We start from the raw sequence: 19,909 nt of genomic DNA, 5'->3' as shown, positions 1-19,909 counted from the left end.
ATATGGAATTTTTAGCCGAAATCAGAGGAGTAACTAAAAGTTACGGCAGAACGGTGGCGGTAAACAACATGAATCTCATGATACCGCGAGGAAAAATCATCGGGCTTTTAGGACCAAACGGAAGCGGAAAGAGCACTCTCATTAAGATGATGAACGGCCTTTTGACGCCCACTGCAGGAAGCATAACAATAAACGGATTCGCTCCAGGAATCCAGACCAAAGCGAGAGTTGCCTATCTTCCGGAAAAAACTTATCTTCAGGACGGTATGAGGGTATGCGATATCGTGGATTACTTCTGTGATTTTTATGAGGACTTCAACAGAAATACGGCATTTACCATGCTGCAATCGCTCGGCATTTCCTTTGAAGCAAGGTTAAAGACCTTATCCAAGGGTACCAAGGAAAAGGTTCAGCTCATTCTTGTCATGAGCCGTAATGCGGATCTGTATATTCTGGATGAACCCATCGCAGGTGTGGATCCTGCTGCCAGAGATTATATTTTAAAGACGATCATAAGCAATTATAGCGAGAATGCGAGCATACTGCTCTCCACCCATTTGATTTCCGACATCGAGAACATTCTGGATGAAGTCATTTTTATCCGCGAAGGGCAGGTTCTTTCTCATTTGCCGGTAGATCAGATCAGAGAGCAATATGGCAGGTCCATAGACTCTTATTTCAGGGAGGTGTTTGCATGTTAGGCAAATTATTTAAATACGAATGGAAATCCTTCTGGAAGGTTCCTGCGGCCATTAATGTTTTTCTTCTTATCATAACATTTATAGGAGCCGTTTCCTTGCTTTCACCCTTTTGGGAATTGGACTTCGAAATCATGGACACCTTTATGGTCGTTGCCATCATGTTTTACTATTTGGCCCTAATGGCGGGTTCCATCGCAGTTGCTGTGTACATCGCCATACGTTTTTATAAGAATGTATACACGGACGAAGGCTATCTTACGAATACCCTTCCGGTATCTCCCAGGGATATTATTTTTTCCAAGCTGTTCGTCAGCGTAATATGGAGCATTATTACAGGAATCGTTATATGTTTCAGTATTTTTTTCATCCTTATTGCAGCAATGAAGGATTACATTAATACCTACGAGGTTGTAAATGTATGGCAGGAAATAAAGAGAGAGGTCTTGCCGGTAATGGAAGAGGTTTTTGGGAATTTAGTCGTCTTTGTACTATTCATTATTTTGCTAATGATCATTACTACCTTTTTCTCCATACTGATGATGTATTCTGCCGTATCCCTCGGACAGATGTTTACCAAGCACAAAGTGGCTGGCGCGGTTATTTGGTATGTAGCGGAATATGTCATCGTACAGTTTAGTTCCTCCATGCTGATGAATATCCCGTTGTTAGGTATCATCTCCGATCCGTATGCCGCCGACACTATGACGCCGGCCGCTGTCGGAACTTTAATAAAGCTGATACTTGTCGGCTCGGGCATCATTTCAATCATCGTAGGAACGCTCTTATATTTCCTTACGGAATATATGATGAGGAGAAAATTGAATTTGGATTAACTTGTAAGAAAAATCACTCTAAGAATGGAAATTTCCTTAAGGAAAGAGAACGGCACTACAGCGCACAGCAGCCGTTCTCTTTTTGCATAACTTAAAAATCTATTATTTTCTTCTTTCCTTCACCTCAATCCAGGCAGCAATGAGACAAATCACAGAGCAGAACGCAAAAACGGCCTTATCTATGCTCTTCTCCACCTTCTTCTGCCTCTCCTTCACCGCCTTCAGGCGAATCTTCTGCTTCGCTGCCCCTACCTTCCGCCGGTTCTCAAGTGCCTGGCTGATCCCCTTATCCAAGCTCTTCCAACACATCTTCGTCTTTTTACTGCCTCTACTCCTTTTCATTCTTTCGTCCTTACTCCTTTCCCTTTTCCATCCCGGTTTCAAACTTATGAAGTACTCACAATATTCCTAAGATTCAAAAAACCTCATCGCTTCATAGTTTACCCCGGTTCTCCCATCCGAGTTACGCCCACATAAATATTGGATATTTTATACCACGTAGGATAATCCACGATTCCCGTCTGCGGAATGTTGAAAATCCCCTGAAATACCCTTACTGCTTCTGCCGTCTGCGGCCCATAAATTCCATCCGCCGTTACGTTCGGTATCGCAGGATAATTCTGTCCTATGCGGTTCAATTGCTGCTGAATCTGAAGCGACGCCTCCCCGCTGGAACCAACTGTCAAATTATACCCCGGCCACGACGCCGGCACGCCCGCGACGCTTTCCGCCGTATTGATATACATATCATTTCCAAAATAATTACGGATTATTTCTATCGCCGTATAACCTTCATCTCCTAAAAATTTCGATCCCCACTGGCTAAGTCCATTGCAGGTCACCCGACTACCATCACAAAAGGAAGTAAAGATCGGCTGCCTGACCCCTGGCCGCGATAAGAAATTGGCAAAAACTGTATCTACAAGATAATCGATATTTTCATAGATATTTCTTCCTTTCATCCACTTTTGGTCGTAAGCAGTGGAAGACGTAATCGTAAAATTATAGCCCTGATTCCGATACCACTCAGTATATACCCTATTGAGAGTCACCGACATAATACATAAAATATTCGCGTAAATCGAACTCTCCGGCCATGTGGCATAGATCTCCGAGGAAGCTACGTTCTTGATGTAATCCTTATATCTGACATAATAGTTGGGGGCGGAAGCATCAGAGGGAACGCCGTCGTGTACAACCACAAACTCAGGAATTACCACTCTGCTAAGTACAATTTCTCCCGTTTCGGCCATCGGTTTAATTTCATCTTCCGGTATTTTAGGCGGATAATCTCCGTACAAGGTATGGTAAGGAATTACTATCTCCTCTTCCGTTCCCGGGATGTCTCTGGGAATCATCTCGACTGGCTGTAATGCCAAAACATCCGGTAATATCTGTGTTCCCGCTATCAAAATAGGTTCATATCCGGGTGCATTTACTTGAATGTCATACTCGGAATAAGGGCGGTTGCTTTCCGGCTCCAGACTATATTCCAGCGGAGGTGCCGGAAGATCTATTTCTTCGGTTTGTCCCGACTCATCCGTATCCAAAGTTTCTATAATGGAATCGCTCATTCCAGTATATGAAATCGAAACCGTAGCGCCCTGAACGGGGAGTGGTCCCAGCGTGGAGGTCACACTTATTTTCAGACCCCCGGCATAGGTGTTGTCTAATGGCCCCTGTTGCGCTGAATGTATAATATTTACAGGCATGGAAATACCTCTATCTATTCATTTATCTCATTATATGCCAAAAAGCGGCCACTTGTGAAATATTTTAGTTTTCTTTCCCCACCCTATTAAAATCGGGAAAAGTCCTCGCAGGTGCTTTTCCCGATCAATAAATCAAACTATCTTCAATTATTTCGTAAGAAGCATCATGATGTCGTTACTTCTCGCAATAAATTTAGTCATCGCTTCCGGCTCGAGCGGTGCGTTCTGAATCATCGCCAAGTCATAGAGCTGCTCGCAGATCATCTTTACGTTATCGTCCTCTTTATTATCCAGAACATACTGCACTAAAGGATGGCTCGCATTGAGAATCAGCGTTTCCCCCTCTTTGCCGAACATACCCATGTCCATTCCAGGCATGGAGTACATCTTCATCATATCCTGCATACGTCTGCTTTCCTCAGATATCGTGACCATGGAAGAAATCTTTTTGTTTTTCAGTTTTTCTATTTTCACGGTCAAAGCATCCTTTTTCAGGACCTTCTTCATAATTTTTGCAATTTCTTCAGCCTGCTCTTCCATTTCCTTTTCCGCTTTTTTGGAGGTCTTCGCCCTGAGCGTATCTGTGATATCCGCATCGATACGCTGGAACTTAATGCCTTCATTTTTCGCTTCCAACTGGGAAATAAAGGGCTGGTCAATATTATGAGTCAAAATGACAGCGTCCATTTTGGCATTCTTAAACATGTTGATGTACTGGCTCTGCTGCTTTTCATCCGTTACATAGTAGATTACTTTTTCATTCTTCTCTTCTTCACCGGCATTTTCATCCACAACATTTCCATCTTCATCTAAGATATCGGTCTTCGCCTTGCTGCCATCTTCGTCTACAACTTCAGCTTCCACCTTATTTCCATTCTCATCTACGGCATCCTCCGTGTCGATTCTGTTGACCTCCAGACACTCGGGCAGAGTCAGGTACTTTCCGTCCAAATCTTTAAAGAGAATGTAATCTGTCATCTTCTCGCAGAATTTGTCATCCTTTAAGCAGCCGAATTTGATGAATGGACTGATATCATCCCAGTATTTTTCATACTCCTCTTTCTCCGTCTTGCACATTCCGGCCAGTTTATCCGCAACCTTCTTCGTAATGTAGTCGGAAATCTTCTTCACAAAGCCGTCGTTTTGAAGCGCGCTTCTGGAGACGTTAAGCGGCAGGTCGGGAGAATCGATCACTCCCTTTAGTAAAAGCAGAAACTCCGGAATGACCTCCTTGATATTATCAGCAATAAATACTTGGTTATTGTATAGCTTAATGGTACCTTCGATGGATTCATATTCCGTGTTGATCTTGGGAAAATAGAGAATCCCCTTTAAATTAAAGGGATAATCCATATTCAGATGTATCCAAAACAGCGGCTCCTTGTAATCCTGAAACACCTTGCGGTAGAATTCCAGATATTCCTCTTTCGTACACTCGTTAGGATGTCTCGCCCAAAGAGGATTCGTCTCGTTGAGAAGCTCCGGCCTTTTGGCTATTTTAAGCTTCTGCTCATCCTCTTCTTTTTCCTTGGCAACCTCTTCCAATACAGTGTCCGTATCCAGCTTTTCATCCGCTTTGATAATCTGGGTTTCCGTCGTGTTTTCTTTTGATAAATAAATTTCTGTAGGCATGAAGGCGCAGTATTTCTTAATAATCTCTCTCGCCTTATATTCGTTGCAGAACTCGAGGCAGTCTTCGTTGATAAACAAAGTAATCTCCGTACCTACTTCCGTTCTCGTTCCTTCTTCCATGTCAAATTCCGTGCCGCCGTCGCACTCCCAATGAACGGGAGCTGCTCCCTCTTTATAAGAAAGAGTATCGATATGCACCTGGTCCGCTACCATGAACGCAGAATAAAAGCCCAAACCGAAATGTCCGATGATCTGGTCCTCGTTGGTCTTATCCTTATATTTTTCAAAAAAGTCCGTCGCACCGGAAAAAGCGATCTGGTTGATGTATTCTTCCACCTCTTCGGCCGTCATTCCTATACCGTTATCGATAAATTTCAAAGTCTTTTCTTCGGGATTCACCAATACTTGTATCTTCGCCTTATAATCGTTTGGCAAAGTACATTCTCCCATCATTTCCAACTTCTTCAGCTTAGTAATCGCATCACATCCGTTAGAAATAAGTTCCCTCATAAAAATATCATGATCGGAATACAGCCATTTCTTGATAATCGGGAAAATATTATCGCTATTGATTGATAAACTACCATGTTTTGCTGCCATAAAAAGTCACTTTCCTTTCTGATTTTGTTCATTTTTAAACTACTTTGACCGGCAAAAACCTCTTTCCCGGCCACATAATGAAATTTTAATTCTCTCTCCAAAAAAAGTCAAGAGAAAATTAGCACTCATTAAAAATGAGTGCTAATAACACAAGTTTTATCCAGCATACAAGCCGTTTTGCGCATTTCTAAAATTTTTGTAAACTAAAACTTATTCTTTAAAGTACTGTCCGTATATGTCAAAAAAGCTAGAGGTCTTCACCTCCGGATCGTGGATGAATGTCACGCTATTCCAAAGACTTTCGTTCAGATTCCTCGTCAACGTGCCCACAAAGGTATCATATTCCTGGCCAAATACCTCCTTCTTGCGCTCCTCCACAATCTTCACCTTATTCGCATCGGTCTCTTCCCTATTGAAGGTACTTATACATTTAATGATATGGTATCCGTATTCCGTTTCCACAATACCGCTGATTTCTCCCGTTTCCAGATTGAATGCCGCATCCTCGAAGCTTTTCTCCATATCTCCTTTACCGAAGGAGTACGTTCCTTTATTGTCTTCGCTGTATTTCTCGATCAGCTCTCCGAAATCAGTGCCCTCCCGGGCAAGCTTTAAAACTGTCTGCGCCCTCTCGTAAGCATCGTCCCTGGCGGTCTGCGTATATTCAATTTTCGCTCCCGTTCCATCCAGCGCATAGGTTTTGATCAGAATGTGCTGGACCGTAATCGTCCTCGCTTCATCGTCGCTGATTTCAGGGTTGATGTCCTTGATGATATAGCCGTAAACCTTATTCGCCAGCGCATATTCACGGTACAGAGTGGTAATCGTCTCTTCCGTCACTCCCAGCAATTCCTTCTCCTTCTCATTCAGAGAATTATAATAGATCCCGGCTGCCTCCGTTACTTGTTCCATCTCCTGCTCGGACAGCTCCACACCATGCTGCTTGGCCAGAAGATTCATTGTTTTTATCTGAGCAATGCGCGCCAGAGCAGTATCTTTCACATTCTGCTCCAAGGTCGTTCCTTCGATATCCGCATCCCATATGCTGGAGCCGAACACTCCTTCATACTGGTTCTGGGAATTGGTAAGGTACACCATAATCTCAGGCAGCTTGCAGGAAATTGTCTCTATGCGGAATATCTCATCCTTGCCAAAACCGGTAGTCAGAACGAATTTCGTACCGCTCTCATCCTTATTGCCGCAGGCACTGAACAGTCCGGCAAAACACACAATCATAAGGATGGCTGCTGCTCGCTTCCATGAGCATTCTCCACTCATTCCGCTTCTTTTTTTTAATAATTTTTTATTACACCCAAACACCTTTATCTTTCCATCCCCTTCAATATACTTCTCGCCACGCTGATTCCGTTGGCCGAGGCCTGCTGTAACCCGCGCGTCACACCGGCTCCGTCACCAATCGCGCGAAGTCCCTTCACGCTTGTTTCAAAGTTCTTATCCACCACTACCTTATTGGAATAGAATTTCACTTCCACGCCGTAAAGCAGAGTCTCATCCGAAGCAATTCCCGGAGTCACCTTATCTAACGCCTCCAGCATCTCCTGAATATCCACCATAATTCTGTGAGGGAATACCAGGGATAAATCTCCCGGCACCGCATCCTTCAGCGTAGGAATCAAGTTGTTTCTGCAAAGCCTCTCCTCCGTAGTCCTCCTGCCCCGTTTGAAGTCTCCGAAGGTCTGTACCATAATTCTCCCGCCGCAAAGCATATTGGACAACTGCGAGATCTGCTTGCCATATTCGATAGGAGTCTTGAAGGGCTTTGTAAAATTCTTGGATACGAGAATCGCAAAGTTTGTATTATTGGTCTTATACTCCTTGGATTTGTATGCATGTCCGTTTACAACCGCAAGTCCGCCCTCGTAATATTCCGTCGCAACTTCTCCCGAAGGATTGGTACAGAAAGTTCTCACTTTGTCATCGAAGGTTGGTGTATATAAAACGAGCTTCGCCTCATACAGATTCTCGTTCAAAAATTGCATCACTTCGTCGCGTACTTCCACGCGAACGCCGATATCCACCGTTCCGGGCGTAGTCTCAATGCCGATCTCATCGCATTTGTCCTTGAACCAGTCCGCACCCTCCCGGCCCACAGCCGAAACGATTTCTCCTGCATAATAGGATTCGCCTTTATCGGTAACGATTCCTACCGCTTTGCCTTCCTCCACGAGAATCTGCTCCACCATCGTATTAAACATCAGATGAACGCCTTCCTCCTCCAGATGATGCTGCAGCTTGGAATAAATCTTGTAACCTTCCTCCGTGCCAAGGTGACGGATCGGGCATTCTATAAGTTTCAAATTGGCATTGATGGCCTTTCTTCTTATTTCGCGTATTTCTTTTTCCTTGTCCACACCGTACACGCTTTCATCTGCGCCGAACTTCAAGTAGACGCTGTCCGATTCTCCAATCAGCTTCAGCGTCTCGTCATAACCTAAAATGGCAGGAAGATTGCCTCCCACATCGGGAGATAAGGACAGCTTTCCGTCAGAAAATGCTCCCGCACCTGCAAAGCCCGTGGTAATAGAGCAAGGTTTACACCCTACGCACTGCCTGGTCACACGCTTGGGACAATTTCTCTTTTCGATAGAGCGTCCCTTTTCCACCACCAGAACCTTCAAATCCTTGTTTTTATCCGCCAGCTCATATGCACAGAAGATTCCTCCCGGGCCTGCGCCTATTATAATTACATCATAGTTTTTTTGCATTCGATATACCTCATACTTCCTCAATTATTCGCAGTTCGCTGTTATGCCAAATATCCGCAAATATTATACCATAACCTTTATGCTGCTGCCTACATTTGTTTTTGTAACCACTATTTGTTTTTCTATTTTCTCCGACAGCTCGGGAACATGGGAAATAATCCCTATTAAGCGATCCTTTTCCACTAATGACATGAGTGTCTGACATGCCTGCTCCAACGATTCCGCATCCAGAGAGCCGAAGCCTTCGTCAATAAAGAGCGTTTCTACGCGAATTCCTCCGCTGTAGCTTTGAATTACATCGCTCATACCCAGCGCAAGAGATAGGGATGCCTTGAAGGATTCCCCGCCGGACAGTGTTTTTACCGAACGGCATTTCCCCGTATAGTAATCGAATACCTGCATTTCCAGATTGTCCTTCGTCCTGCCGTCGCTCACTTCTTCCGCTCTGGAAAGCTCGAAACGCCCGCCCGTCATCTTGGAAAGCCTGACATTTGCCGCCCGAAGGATTTCTTCGAAATATCCAGCCAGCACATATTGCTCAAATACAAGTCTTTTCGGATTATTCCCTGATGCCAGATTATCCAGATCCTTTACCGCTCCGTATTCCCGGTTCAACCCCTGCACGCGCTCCTGTTTTTCCTGAAGGGACTTCCTGATCTTTTTTACCTCCTGCAAACGGTAATTCCATTTATTCTGCAAGGAAATCGCCGACTGCCTTTCTTCCCGTTTCTCTTTCAATACCTCTTTAAGTATCCCGATATCCGCTGGCTTTTCCCCCTTGGTTTCTTCTTGCAGGTGAGAGATCATGTGCTCCGAAGCCTCTATTTTTCTATAATAATCGTTGATTTCATTCTCCAGAAATTCTATTTGAGCACTGCTTCTCACGCTCTGCCTAAAGCTTTGAAAATCCGGAAAGCCCGACGCTTTATACTTTCCTTCAAAGGAGTCTTGCGCTTCCTGTGCCCGCTTTCTCTGGATGGTGATTTCCTGTGCTATCTTCCCGCAGGCTGCCGCCCTTTCTTCCATCTGCACATGGATTCTTTGGTATAGGACAACAATTTTCTCATATTCTGCATGAGACATCTTATCCACCACTTCTAAAACATCCTTCTCCATCCCTTCCAACGCCGTGGAGACTTCCTTTAACTGTCTCTTTACGTCTTCTTCCTGCTCCATTCTCCCCTGAACTTCTCCTTTACAGGAAGAAGTCTTTCCGTGAATTTCCATAAGGCTGCGATTAGCCTTTTGATAGTTATCTCTAAGAGCTTTCAGCTTTTCTTCATCAGGAACATTCTCGGTTATCTCTGCAATATGAGGATGCTCATAAGAACCGCAGACCGGACAAGGCTCTCCTTCCTTCAAAAGCCTTGCCGCGATACCAACCGCTGCCCTCTTGTAAATCTTATCTGCAGCTTCATACGCTTCTTTTTTTCCTTCCGCCGCCGTTTCCTTTTCCAGATATTCCTTTTGAAGCTTACATAACTCTTCCTCTTTTATCGTCCTTTGCTCCGTTATTTCTATCAGAAGCTTCTTTTTCCCTTCATAAACATTCCTGCTTTCGTAGGCCGCAGTTATCCTATCCTTTTTATCATAAAGGGGGCGCAGTTCCTCTGTTCTGCTTGTCAGCCTTTCCAGCTCCGTTTTCCCCTCCTGCTCCTTTTGGAACAGAGACGTTAGAAGCTTCTTTTCATTTTCACTTCCAATATAATCTCCGTTAAGCCCGGCCGCTGCCCTGGCTTTTTTCAGTTCCATCGTTTTTTTATCGATTTCATCCTGGTTTTCCTTTAAGACGCGGATCGTTTCATTCTCCTTTTCCAGTTTGAGAAGCTTACCGTTTATTTGCTCTCCAAGACTTATCGTTTCCATCAGAACAGTAATTTCCTTTTCCACGGCCAAATATGCCTTCTTCGCCTGCGAAAAAGCCTCCTCATGCCCGGAAAGTGCTTCTCCCAGGCAGTCGATGATCTTATCATAACGGTAACTTTCCCCCGATAAAAGAACGGAAAGTTCCTCATTATCTTCCGTCTCACTTGAGGAGAGCATATGAATATCCTCTTCCATGCGGTGCCTGCATTCCATCACCTGCTTGTACAGCTCATTGGAATGGCTGCGCAGGATTCCCGCAAATCTATCGTATACTGCAGTAGAGAATATCTCTCTGAAAATTCTCGTCTTTTCCGCAGGAGATGCCGACAGAAGCCTGGCGACCTCCCCTTGGGCTATCATAGAAATCTGTTTGTACTGGCGATAGTCCAGCACGAGAATTTCCTGCAGCTTGCGGTTCACCTCGCTGCTTCCCTGTATTACGCTGCCGTCCGGCATATACAGCACTGCGTTTTCCTTTTCCTTGGTAAGCTCTCCGCTGCCGCTCTGTCTCCTCTTCGGGCGGAGGTATTCAGGATTGCGCAAGATGCGGTATTCTTTATCCCCATGCCGCATCAGAAGCTCCACGAAGGTGGCGGTATCGGCACCTGCGAAATCGCTGCGCACGCTGTTCTTTTCTCTCATCTCACCGCTCAGGTACCCGTAGAGAGCATAAGTAATCGCATCGAAAAGAGTGGTCTTTCCCGCTCCGGTAGCCCCCGTAATAAGGAAAAGTCCCCTCTCCTCCAACCGGGTAAAGTCTACCTCCACCTTGTCCCTATACGGTCCCCATCCGGAAAGTATCAAAATCTCCGGTTTCATATTTCCTGCTCTCCTTCCGTCTCCTTTGCCGTTTCCAGAATAATTTCCATGCGTTCCTCATCCGGCTCTTCGTTTCGCACCATCTGATAAAATCCGGCAAACAGCTCAGGAATGCTCTTGCGTTTCTCCGCCGCCTTGCTTTCATATTCCGGATTTCCCCTGCTTTCGTTTTTCATAAGCACGATCTGCATGATATTCGGGTAAACGCTCCGCAAGGTACCAATCGGGTCGATCAATTCCTCCTCATTGGCAAGCTGGGCCTGAATATAATCGAACCGGTCCGCCGCTTCCGCCACCTCATCCGCCATCAGTTCCTCCATTCTTCCCCTGATTTTACGCATTTCATGCAGCGGTGTGAGAGGAAGCTGCTTTACTGTAATATCCCCCTCCCCTTTTATCTCTACCAGATTCACTGTTTTCTGCCGCCCTGCCTCAGAAAAGGAATAGGCTAACGGCGCCCCCGCATAATAAATCTGTCTTTCGCCGATTCTCTGCGGCTTATGTATATGCCCCAGCGCCACATAGTCAAAACCGTTAAAGAGCGAAGCCTCCACATTATCCAGTCCCCCGACATGTATCGTCGTCTCCCCGTCGGAAAGCTCCGGCTCTCTGCCGCAGTCGGTAACGAAGAAATGGCTGACCAGCACGCGGCGGGTTCCCTCTTTTTTCTCCTCCGCCGCAAGCAGCTTCTCCACCGCTTCCCCATTGGTTCTGGTGCCGATAACAGCCGGCTTTATAAAGGGTAACAAAACAAAGGTTACCTCCCCATATTCATCAAAGAAGGGAATCTTTTTTAAGCCGTCTTTATATATTCCTGCTATATATACCCCTTTTTCTTTCAATATTTCTTCCGCGAAGCTCACACGTTCCGGTGAATCGTGATTGCCGCTTATCATAAGCACCGTAACTCCAAGCTGCACCATCTGCGTAAGAAAATCATTTAACAGCGTCACTGCTTCAGCCGGAGGAATTGCTCTGTCATATACATCTCCTGCAATCACTAATGCCTCTGCAGCCTCTTTTTTTACCATATCCGTAATCTGCTCCAGAATATACTTCTGGTCCGCTATCATGGAAAAATCATTGACCGTTTTTCCAAGATGCAAATCGCCCGTATGCAGAAACCTCATAAATATAACTCCCCATCCTTCTTAAACCATTTGTCACCATTGGTCAGCAAATAATCCTCTCCCTCCGATACTGCCTTTATGAAGTCGTGAATATCTGCCAGCTTTCGTTTAAAAGCAACTCCGCCGCCCAGCAGCGCCGTCATATGGATATCGGAACCGGCGGTCATCGGAAGGCGATTCTCTCTCGCGTAAGCGATTGCCTTCTGATCGAAAGCCGGATCGTAATGGGATTTGCTCTTTTTATTGGAGTGAGTGGCATTGATTCCCTCCACCCCATCTACATAATCAGGGTACAGCCTTATTTGTGGAATATAGAATTCTTCCCGAAACGGATGGGCGTGTATCACCATACCGCCTGCCTGCTTTACCAGCATGTACTGCTCCTCCACAGATGCCTGCCTCAGTTCAGGATGAGTTAACATAAAATCCTTATCCACCCCATAAATGAGAAATTCCGTTCCCTGAAATCCTGCTTCGTATCCGAAAAAGACATCCAGACCTATCTTATCACCCATGAGCTTCGCATCCTCATAACCCTTTACAAATTCATTCACCCATTCCCTCCATGGCTTCGTCCGGTATACCGCAGTATTGCCTCCCCAATTGTGGTCCGTCACAATAATTCCGGTATAGCCTGCCTCCTTGCAGACCTTCGCCATCTCTGCCCCGGTACTGCGCGCACATGCACTGCTTTGTGAGGTGTGCAGATGGGTCTCATATAAATAAGGGTATTCCTGTAATAGTTTTATTTTTTGCACTTTGCTTTCCTGCCTTTTCTTATCTCGTCTTTTTGTCCGGCATTCTATCTTACATTCTTATTTGAATTATTTATTTGACTTCTCTGATAGCTTTACTGCCGGCTTTTTTAATTCTGTTACATATAAAGAATATCACATTCTGCCCTTTCCTGCATTTTTAATCCCGATATTTAATAAATTATTAGGACAACACGAATGTTTTTCACTCGTATTTATGTCATAGGAAAAGCAGTACTTTCATGCCTTACTATAATAAATCCTTTCCCCCGATTAAAAAAGGGCCGTATATTAACGTTTGCACATTAATCCTACAGCCCCCATAGACACCTATTTTATTCTTTAGCACAAATCTCAACTTCCATATCTGTTACTTTATTGCTGTTGTTACCACCGTATAAAATCTTTATTCAATCTCCACAAGCCATCCCTTAGGCGCTTCAATCTTACCCATCTGGATTCCCGTTAAGGTATCAAACAGTTTCTTCGTAACTGGTCCCATATCGCCCATGCCGCTGGACAGGCAGATTTCCTTGCCATGATCCACGATTTTTCCTACCGGAGAAATAACCGCTGCCGTGCCGCAAAGCCCGCACTCCGCAAAATCCTTCACTTCCTCCAGAGAAACCTCGCGTTCTTCCACTTCCAGTCCCAGATATTCCTTTGCCACATACATGAGGGAACGCCTTGTAATAGACGGAAGAATGCTGTCAGATTTGGGCGTTACTACCTTGTTATCCTTCGTAATGAACAAGAAGTTAGCGCCGCCGGTCTCTTCCACCTTCGTCTTCGTAGCCGCATCCAGATACATATTTTCATCGAATCCGTTCTTATGAGCGGATACAATCGCATGAAGGCTCATCGCATAGTTAAGCCCTGCCTTGATATGTCCCGTCCCATTCGGCGCCGCACGGTCAAAATCGCTGACACAGATAGTCAAAGGCTTTACACCGCCTTTAAAATACGGCCCTACCGGAGTGGCGAACACTCTGAACTGATACTCGCATGCCGGCTTTACCCCGATTACGGCGTTGCTTCCAAACATATAAGGTCTCAAATATAATGTCGCTCCTGAACCAAAAGGAGGAACGTATGCTTTATTAGCTGCAACAGTCTGCACTACCGCGTCAACGAAACGCTCCTGCGGGAAAACAGGCATCTCCAGCCGCTTTGCCGAATCCTCCATGCGCGCAGCGTTCAAATCGGGACGGAAAGTAACAATACGCCCGTCCTCCGTAGTATATGCCTTCATTCCTTCAAATATCGTCTGCGCATACTGCAGCACACCTGCACATTCGCTGATGGTGACCATGGAATCTTCTGTCAGGACGCCTGCATCCCATGCTCCGTCCTTATAATTGGAGACATATCTTTTATCTGTCTCAATATAACCAAAACCAATGTTTGCCCAGTCCAGATTTTTCTTTTCCATGTTCTTCTCCTCTTCAGCTTATAATGCCGGTTTCTTTTTCATTTTCTATACATTATTATACTTTTTTAAGTAAAAGTCAATAATTCATGCCGGCATTTGTTTTCGTTACTGTTCACTCCGTCCTCAGTAACGCATGATTCCTGCATTTAAATTCGCTTACTATTTTCCGGAAGCCTTTTCGTATTTAATAAATTGATATGCAATGTCGAAATACGTCTGCTCATCGCTATCCGCCGTAATCTTCCACTCCGGCAGCTCGTCCAGATTGGGAAAATAAGCATCTGCCGTATAGCTGTGCTCTATTTTGGTCACATGCGCCACATCACAATAAGGAAGCATCTGGCGGTAAATGCTTTCCCCCCCGATGATATAGATATCCTCGCTCCTGTATTTCTTAAGTTCCTCTAAAAGCTCCTCCAAGCTATGTACTACTGCGGCATCCTTCACCGTGTAGTCAGGATTGGAAGATAAAATAATATTTACCCGGTTCTTTAAAGGCATTCCCTGCGGGAAGGTATCCAGAGTCTTCCTTCCTAACACCACCACCTTGCCCGTCGTTTCTTCGCGAAAGTGCTTGTGGTCGTTGGGAATCCTGATTAATAATTCCTTTTGATTGCCTATCGCCCAATTACTGTCTACCGCAACTATCAAATTCACAGCTCATCCTCCGTATCCATCTGCTTCTTCATCATTTATCATTCAATTTATAGTGTACAGTATATCATCCATCAAATAACCGGACTGAGTACGCTGGATAAACTTTCACATATTGCAGCCGGAAGTTTAGGCAAGTAATCGGTCCAGTTAATTTGTGGATGATATACTAGATCGCTATCGGTATATTTTCTATCTGCGGTCCCGTCACATAATTTTCTAATTTCACGTCGTTTCTTGTAAATTCATAAAAGTCCTTAACATCAGGGTTAAGCGTAAAAACAGGCGCATCATAAGGCTGCCTGCTTATCAGCTCCTCGATAATCGGTATATGCCTATCGTAAATATGAGCGTCCGCGATCACATGAATAAGTTCTCCTGCCTCCATATCACACGCCTGTGCCAGCATATGAACTAACACCGAATACTGCACTACGTTCCAGTTATTCGCTGCCAGCACATCCTGAGAGCGCTGATTGAGAATCGCATTCAAGGTCAGCTTGTCCGCTCCCTTTTTCTGCGTCACATTAAAGGTCATACTATAAGCACAAGGATACAGATTCATCTCATGCAAATCCTGATGCACATAGATATTGGTCATAATCCTGCGGCTGAAGGGATTATTCTTCAAATCAAAGATCACTCTGTCTATCTGATCCATCATCCCTTCCTTATATTGATGCTTCACGCCCATCTGATATCCATAGGCCTTTCCTATCGATCCGTCCTTATCTGCCCACTCGTCCCATATATGACTGTGCAGATCCTTTACATTGTTCGACTTCTTCTGCCAAATCCAGAGCAATTCGTCCGTGGCGCTTTTTAATGCGGTCCTGCGAAGGGTCAGAATCGGAAACTCCTTCGATAAATCATAGCGGTTCACCACGCCGAATTTCTTCACAGTATACGCCGGAGCTCCGTCCTCCCAACGGGGACGGACCTTTTCTCCTTCCGTACTCGTTCCGTTTTGCAATATATCCTTACACATATCAATAAATATTTTATCTGCCAGGCTCATATCCGCGAATTATCTCCTTGTCTTTTCTTTATAGCGGTCCATACCTTCATACCGCCATACACTATTTATCCCATTTATCGCACAGCGAATTAATCTGGTCCGCAAAGCGTGCCAGATCCTTATTCGCGCCGCCCTCATTCTTTTTAATTACGGCAAGCAGGCGTGTACCTGCCGCCGTAAGACGTGTAAATACGTCAGAAACGATGTGCGCCTTCTTCTTACCTAAAAGTATCGGTGAAGCTTCATAAATCAGTTCACCTGTAAGGAGGTCAAAACATGTGCCGCTGTAAGGGGCATAGGAAGAAATTCCGTATTCTCTTTCCAGACCTTCGGCAAAAGCATCGCAAACGCTGCTTTCTCCGTGCACAACAAATACCTTTTCCGGCTTTTTCTTAAAGCCTTGCAGCCATTCGATCAGCCCGTCCTTATCCGCATGTCCGCTGATACCCTTTAGCAAGCTGATATTCGCGCGAACCTCAATCGTCTCTCCGAAAAGCCTCACCTCATTAGCCCCTTCCACCAACGTCCTTCCGAGCGTTCCGTTCGCCTGATATCCTACGAACAATATGGTACACTCCGGCCGCCATAGATTGTGCTTCAAATGATGCCTTATTCTTCCGGCCTCACACATGCCGGATGCCGATATAATGACCTTCGGCGTGCTGTCGAAATTAATCGCCTTAGATTCGTCACTTGTTATTGACAGATGCAGGCCCGGAAAGCGTATCGGGTTGATTCCCTGATTGAACAACTCCATCGCTTCTTCATCGAAGCAACTGCTCACATTCTTCTGGAAAATTTCCGTAGCTTCCACTGCCAGCGGACTATCCACATAAACCGGGAAGTTCGGATATCCTTTTAAACGCCTTTCCGCCTTTATCTGCCGCAGGAAATAGAGCATCTCCTGCGTTCTTCCCACCGCGAAGGAGGGTATAACTACATTTCCGCCTGCATCGAAGGTCCTTTGAAGAATCTGTGCAAGCTCAGCCACATAATCCGGCCTCGTCTCGGAATGTATCCTATCTCCGTAGGTGGATTCTACTACTACGTAATCCGCTTCCTCAGTCCGTTTCGGATCTTTGATCAGCGGCTGATTCTTATTTCCCAAATCACCGGAAAATACGATTTTTTTTGTGCTTCCGTTTTCGGTCATCCATATTTCGATGCTTGCCGAGCCTAAAAGGTGACCCACATCCGTAAAACGAATGCGGACCCCTTCACACAATTCTATTATCTGGTCATAGTTACATGGTACGAGCCGTTTGATAATTCCATCAGCGTCTGCCATCGTATATATCGGTTCATGAGGCTCCGTTCCCGAATGCCTCTTCGCTTTGCGATTCTTCCACTCCGCCTCGTGCATCTGAATGTGTGCACAGTCGCGCAGCATAATATTGCATAAATCCGTAGTGGCCACAGTCGCCAGTACTTGTCCTCTAAAGCCTTTTGCGTACAGCCCGGGGAGCATTCCCGAGTGATCCACATGGGCATGTGTCAGCAGTACGTAATCGATCAGTGCTTCCTCCATCGGTAATTTCGCATTCTCGTATACCTGAATCCCCTGCTCCATTCCGCAATCGATCAAGATATACTTTCCGTTTACCTCCACAAGATGACAGCTTCCCGTCACCTCATGAGCGGCCCCGATAAATGTTAGCTTCATATAAAACGCCTTTCTGTCCGCCTTACAGACACAATTCCCCTAATACCTTTTATCTATGACTTAATAACTGCTCAGCGATAAGCCTCTATGGTTCCTCCCTTTTTTAAATTGTGGCCTACCAACTCTTCAATTTGGTCCGCTCCCTCGGCAATATCTCTTCGATAGTACAGACAGTCTATCTTTTTGTATTGTCCGATGACGGCACCCGCAAACAATTCTAAATCTTCCTCGCTGTTTGCATCTCCATGGAAGAAAAACACCTTTCCTCCATACCCATGTTCAATTTTTTCTTTTAGTGAACGGCCTGCTTCTTTGTCGATGTCCATAAAAGCGATGAGATACCCTTGGCCTGCATATTTTTCTGCAAGAAGGCTCCCTTCACCCTTTGCACCGCCCACAATCACACATGTTCTTCTAGGAAGCATGGTTTTTGTCTCCTTGTTTATTGGATTTTTATTCTTAGTGTATTAGTTCAGCGCGCCTTGAACTGTTTTTATTATACAAAAATCGACGCTCCATATCAAGAATTAAAGAGCTTCACGCGATGCTTTACACTTTCAATTATCATTAAAACGTAAGGTTTTACTATTTCAATTCGTTGGCCATCGTATAGAACTGATAATAAATTCCTTTATTTTCCAACAACGTATCGTGGTTTCCCTCTTCCACGATGCCCGCTTCTGTCAGCACAAGTATCCTATCGGAATTACGTATACTAGAAAGCCTATGAGCTATGGTAAGAGTGGTTCTTCCTTCCGAAAGCCGGGAGAGTGACTGTGCAACAGCGAATTCACTTTCATTATCTAACGCCGAAGTAGCCTCATCCAGAATGATGATCGGAGGATTTTTCAGAAATACTCTGGCGATGCTGATTCTTTGTTTCTGCCCTCCCGAGAGCTTCACGCCCCGTTCGCCCACATAAGTATCATAACCGTCCTTAAGTTCCATGATGAATTCATGAGCACCGGCCTTCTTCGCCGCCTCCATCACTTCCTTTTTTCCGGCCCCCTGCTTTCCATATACAATATTTTCAAATATTGTTCCCGAAAAAAGATATACATCCTGCTGCACGATTCCTATATTTTTCCTCAGGCTCTTTAACGTAAAGTTCTTGACATCCTCTCCATCTATCGTAATTCTGCCCCCTGTCACATCGTAAAAACGGGGAATCAAGTTACAAAGTGTAGTCTTTCCCCCTCCTGAAGGCCCTACGATCGCTACCTTCTCTCCTTTTATTATTTGCAGGTTCAAATTCTCGAAGATGATGTTGTGGTCGTCGGGATATTCGAAGCTCACATTTTCAAAAACCACATTCCCCTCTGTAAATACCATTTCCTTCGCATCCGGTTCGTCAAAAATCTCGATATCCGCGTCCATAATCTGCAGAAACCGTTCGATGCCGGTCATACCCCGCTGAAACTGCTCCGCAAATTCAATAATACGCCTTATGGTCGCTATCATCGTCGTCACGTACAGCATGTACGCCACCAAATCGCCTGCCACAATCAGTCCTTTCACCAGAAAGATACCTCCGGCCACCACCACCGCAAGGTACATGATTCCATCGAACATCCTCGTGGACGTCTGAAAGGTCGCCATATAACGGTACATATTCTTTTTGATATCGAGGAAGTCCTCATTGTCCTTGGCGAACTTGTCGTTTTCCGCATCCTCACCGGTAAAAGCCTTCACCACCCGCTGACCGAGCAAGCTGTCTTCAATTCTCGCGTTCAGCTCACCGATTTGGTTCCTTTGCTTGCTGAAGGCTCCCCTCATCCTGAAATTCAATGGCATACACACTGCAATCATGATCGGTACGAAAACGAAAATAATAAGCGTCAGCGGCACGTTGATTCCCGCCAGTATGATGAAAGAGGTAATCGTCTTAATCGCCGCAATGAAGAACTCTTCCGGACAGTGATGGGCAAATTCTGTCACGTCGAACAGGTCGTTGGTAATCCTGCCCATAATCTGTCCGACCTTCGTATTATTATAGTAGGTATCCGACAGCTTCTGTAAATGAATGTAGGCATCCTTGCGCATATCCGTCTCTATTTTGGCACCCATCACATGGCCCATGTTCGCCATATAGTAGGCAGCGATGCAATCCACGATGCGAAGAGCCAGATATAAAAGTCCCAGTCTGCCGATCGTCCACACCGACAGAGCGGCCAGATTATACAATCCTTCGTTAGTAATATACCTCATGATGAGCGGCAGCACCAACTCGCACACCGTAGTCAGTGCCGCGCAGAATAAGTCCATAAAAAGCGTTTGTCTGTAGGGTTTGAAATAAGGAATAAATCTCTTTAGCAATTCGTTTGTCTTATATTGTCTGTTATTCATATTCTTTCTCCTGATGTCCGAA

At 45.2% G+C, this 19,909-nt stretch carries 16 protein-coding genes; 2 read left to right on the top strand and 14 right to left on the bottom strand.

Annotation, left to right across the window (positions count from 1 at the left end; genetic code table 11):
* Window positions 1-2 precede the first annotated feature (2 nt).
* Together CC90_RS0101920 and CC90_RS0101915 are read left to right on the top strand one after the other, a co-directional pair.
* The gene (locus tag CC90_RS0101920) at window positions 3-701 is read left to right on the top strand and encodes an ABC transporter ATP-binding protein (RefSeq protein WP_031389149.1); all 699 of its coding nucleotides are present in this window, start codon (window positions 3-5) and stop codon (window positions 699-701) included.
* The gene (locus CC90_RS0101915) at window positions 695-1,534 is read left to right on the top strand and encodes a hypothetical protein (RefSeq protein WP_031389148.1); all 840 of its coding nucleotides are present in this window, start codon (window positions 695-697) and stop codon (window positions 1,532-1,534) included. Before CC90_RS0101920 ends, CC90_RS0101915 begins: the two co-directional genes overlap by 7 nt.
* Window positions 1,535-1,636: 102 nt before the next feature.
* On the opposite strand, the gene CC90_RS0101910 is transcribed toward CC90_RS0101915, so the two are convergent.
* The 14 genes from CC90_RS0101910 to CC90_RS0101845 all read right to left on the bottom strand — a co-directional run bounded on the left by CC90_RS0101910 (window position 1,637) and on the right by CC90_RS0101845 (window position 19,887).
* A complete protein-coding gene (locus tag CC90_RS0101910) occupies window positions 1,637-1,876 on the bottom strand; it encodes a hypothetical protein (RefSeq protein WP_031389147.1) in 240 nt (79 codons plus the stop codon).
* 98 nt (window positions 1,877-1,974) lie between these two features.
* Window positions 1,975-3,246: a peptidoglycan-binding protein gene (locus CC90_RS0101905; RefSeq protein WP_031389146.1), complete on the bottom strand. Its 1,272-nt coding sequence runs from the start codon at window positions 3,244-3,246 to the stop codon at window positions 1,975-1,977.
* Window positions 3,247-3,393: 147 nt separating this feature from the next.
* The gene (gene htpG, locus CC90_RS0101900; protein WP_031389145.1) at window positions 3,394-5,478 is read right to left on the bottom strand and encodes a molecular chaperone HtpG; all 2,085 of its coding nucleotides are present in this window, start codon (window positions 5,476-5,478) and stop codon (window positions 3,394-3,396) included.
* Window positions 5,479-5,688: 210 nt separating this feature from the next.
* Window positions 5,689-6,756: a peptidylprolyl isomerase gene (locus CC90_RS0101895; protein ID WP_031389144.1), complete on the bottom strand. Its 1,068-nt coding sequence runs from the start codon at window positions 6,754-6,756 to the stop codon at window positions 5,689-5,691.
* Window positions 6,757-6,800: 44 nt separating this feature from the next.
* A complete protein-coding gene (locus tag CC90_RS0101890; RefSeq protein WP_031389143.1) occupies window positions 6,801-8,204 on the bottom strand; it encodes an NAD(P)/FAD-dependent oxidoreductase in 1,404 nt (467 codons plus the stop codon).
* Between the two features lie 63 nt (window positions 8,205-8,267).
* Window positions 8,268-10,889 carry an AAA family ATPase gene (locus CC90_RS0101885; RefSeq protein WP_031389142.1) on the bottom strand — a complete coding sequence of 874 codons (2,622 nt, stop codon included), beginning with the start codon at window positions 10,887-10,889 and terminating at the stop codon, window positions 8,268-8,270.
* On the bottom strand, window positions 10,886-12,019 hold the full coding sequence (locus CC90_RS0101880) for an exonuclease SbcCD subunit D (protein ID WP_031389141.1): 1,134 nt from the start codon (window positions 12,017-12,019) through the stop codon (window positions 10,886-10,888). The genes CC90_RS0101885 and CC90_RS0101880 overlap by 4 nt, the downstream gene beginning before the upstream one ends.
* Window positions 12,016-12,777 carry a PHP-associated domain-containing protein gene (locus CC90_RS0101875; RefSeq protein ID WP_242843224.1) on the bottom strand — a complete coding sequence of 254 codons (762 nt, stop codon included), beginning with the start codon at window positions 12,775-12,777 and terminating at the stop codon, window positions 12,016-12,018. Before CC90_RS0101875 ends, CC90_RS0101880 begins: the two co-directional genes overlap by 4 nt.
* Before the next feature lie 403 nt (window positions 12,778-13,180).
* On the bottom strand, window positions 13,181-14,206 hold the full coding sequence (locus CC90_RS0101870) for a branched-chain amino acid aminotransferase (protein WP_031389139.1): 1,026 nt from the start codon (window positions 14,204-14,206) through the stop codon (window positions 13,181-13,183).
* A 159-nt stretch (window positions 14,207-14,365) separates the two neighbouring features.
* On the bottom strand, window positions 14,366-14,863 hold the full coding sequence (locus CC90_RS0101865) for a dihydrofolate reductase (protein WP_031389138.1): 498 nt from the start codon (window positions 14,861-14,863) through the stop codon (window positions 14,366-14,368).
* Between the two features lie 166 nt (window positions 14,864-15,029).
* On the bottom strand, window positions 15,030-15,878 hold the full coding sequence (gene thyA / locus CC90_RS0101860) for a thymidylate synthase (RefSeq protein ID WP_031389137.1): 849 nt from the start codon (window positions 15,876-15,878) through the stop codon (window positions 15,030-15,032).
* Window positions 15,879-15,939: 61 nt separating this feature from the next.
* Window positions 15,940-17,541: an MBL fold metallo-hydrolase RNA specificity domain-containing protein gene (locus tag CC90_RS0101855; RefSeq protein ID WP_031389136.1), complete on the bottom strand. Its 1,602-nt coding sequence runs from the start codon at window positions 17,539-17,541 to the stop codon at window positions 15,940-15,942.
* A gap of 71 nt (window positions 17,542-17,612) precedes the next feature.
* On the bottom strand, window positions 17,613-17,966 hold the full coding sequence (locus CC90_RS0101850) for an SDR family NAD(P)-dependent oxidoreductase (RefSeq protein WP_031389135.1): 354 nt from the start codon (window positions 17,964-17,966) through the stop codon (window positions 17,613-17,615).
* A gap of 160 nt (window positions 17,967-18,126) precedes the next feature.
* Window positions 18,127-19,887, bottom strand: coding sequence for an ABC transporter ATP-binding protein (locus CC90_RS0101845; protein WP_031389134.1), 1,761 nt, complete (start codon window positions 19,885-19,887; stop codon window positions 18,127-18,129).
* Between the last annotated feature and the right edge of the window lie 22 nt (window positions 19,888-19,909).

This window comes from Kineothrix alysoides (assembly GCF_000732725.1).
Classification (GTDB): domain Bacteria; phylum Bacillota; class Clostridia; order Lachnospirales; family Lachnospiraceae; genus Kineothrix; species Kineothrix alysoides.
This window is presented reverse-complemented; position numbering and strand designations above follow the sequence as displayed.

What these genes read in the sequence shown, in the direction of transcription:
- CC90_RS0101920 (WP_031389149.1), top strand. Translation starts at nt 3, where the DNA reads ATGGAATTTTTAGCCGAAATCAGAGGAGTAACTAAAAGTTACGGCAGA.
- CC90_RS0101915 (WP_031389148.1), top strand. Translation starts at nt 695, where the DNA reads ATGTTAGGCAAATTATTTAAATACGAATGGAAATCCTTCTGGAAGGTT.
- CC90_RS0101910 (WP_031389147.1), bottom strand. Translation starts at nt 1,876, where the DNA reads ATGAAAAGGAGTAGAGGCAGTAAAAAGACGAAGATGTGTTGGAAGAGC.
- CC90_RS0101905 (WP_031389146.1), bottom strand. Translation starts at nt 3,246, where the DNA reads ATGCCTGTAAATATTATACATTCAGCGCAACAGGGGCCATTAGACAAC.
- htpG (WP_031389145.1), bottom strand. Translation starts at nt 5,478, where the DNA reads ATGGCAGCAAAACATGGTAGTTTATCAATCAATAGCGATAATATTTTC.
- CC90_RS0101895 (WP_031389144.1), bottom strand. Translation starts at nt 6,756, where the DNA reads ATGAGTGGAGAATGCTCATGGAAGCGAGCAGCAGCCATCCTTATGATT.
- CC90_RS0101890 (WP_031389143.1), bottom strand. Translation starts at nt 8,204, where the DNA reads ATGCAAAAAAACTATGATGTAATTATAATAGGCGCAGGCCCGGGAGGA.
- CC90_RS0101885 (WP_031389142.1), bottom strand. Translation starts at nt 10,889, where the DNA reads ATGAAACCGGAGATTTTGATACTTTCCGGATGGGGACCGTATAGGGAC.
- CC90_RS0101880 (WP_031389141.1), bottom strand. Translation starts at nt 12,019, where the DNA reads ATGAGGTTTCTGCATACGGGCGATTTGCATCTTGGAAAAACGGTCAAT.
- CC90_RS0101870 (WP_031389139.1), bottom strand. Translation starts at nt 14,206, where the DNA reads ATGGAAAAGAAAAATCTGGACTGGGCAAACATTGGTTTTGGTTATATT.
- thyA (WP_031389137.1), bottom strand. Translation starts at nt 15,878, where the DNA reads ATGAGCCTGGCAGATAAAATATTTATTGATATGTGTAAGGATATATTG.
- CC90_RS0101855 (WP_031389136.1), bottom strand. Translation starts at nt 17,541, where the DNA reads ATGAAGCTAACATTTATCGGGGCCGCTCATGAGGTGACGGGAAGCTGT.
- CC90_RS0101850 (WP_031389135.1), bottom strand. Translation starts at nt 17,966, where the DNA reads ATGCTTCCTAGAAGAACATGTGTGATTGTGGGCGGTGCAAAGGGTGAA.
- CC90_RS0101845 (WP_031389134.1), bottom strand. Translation starts at nt 19,887, where the DNA reads ATGAATAACAGACAATATAAGACAAACGAATTGCTAAAGAGATTTATT.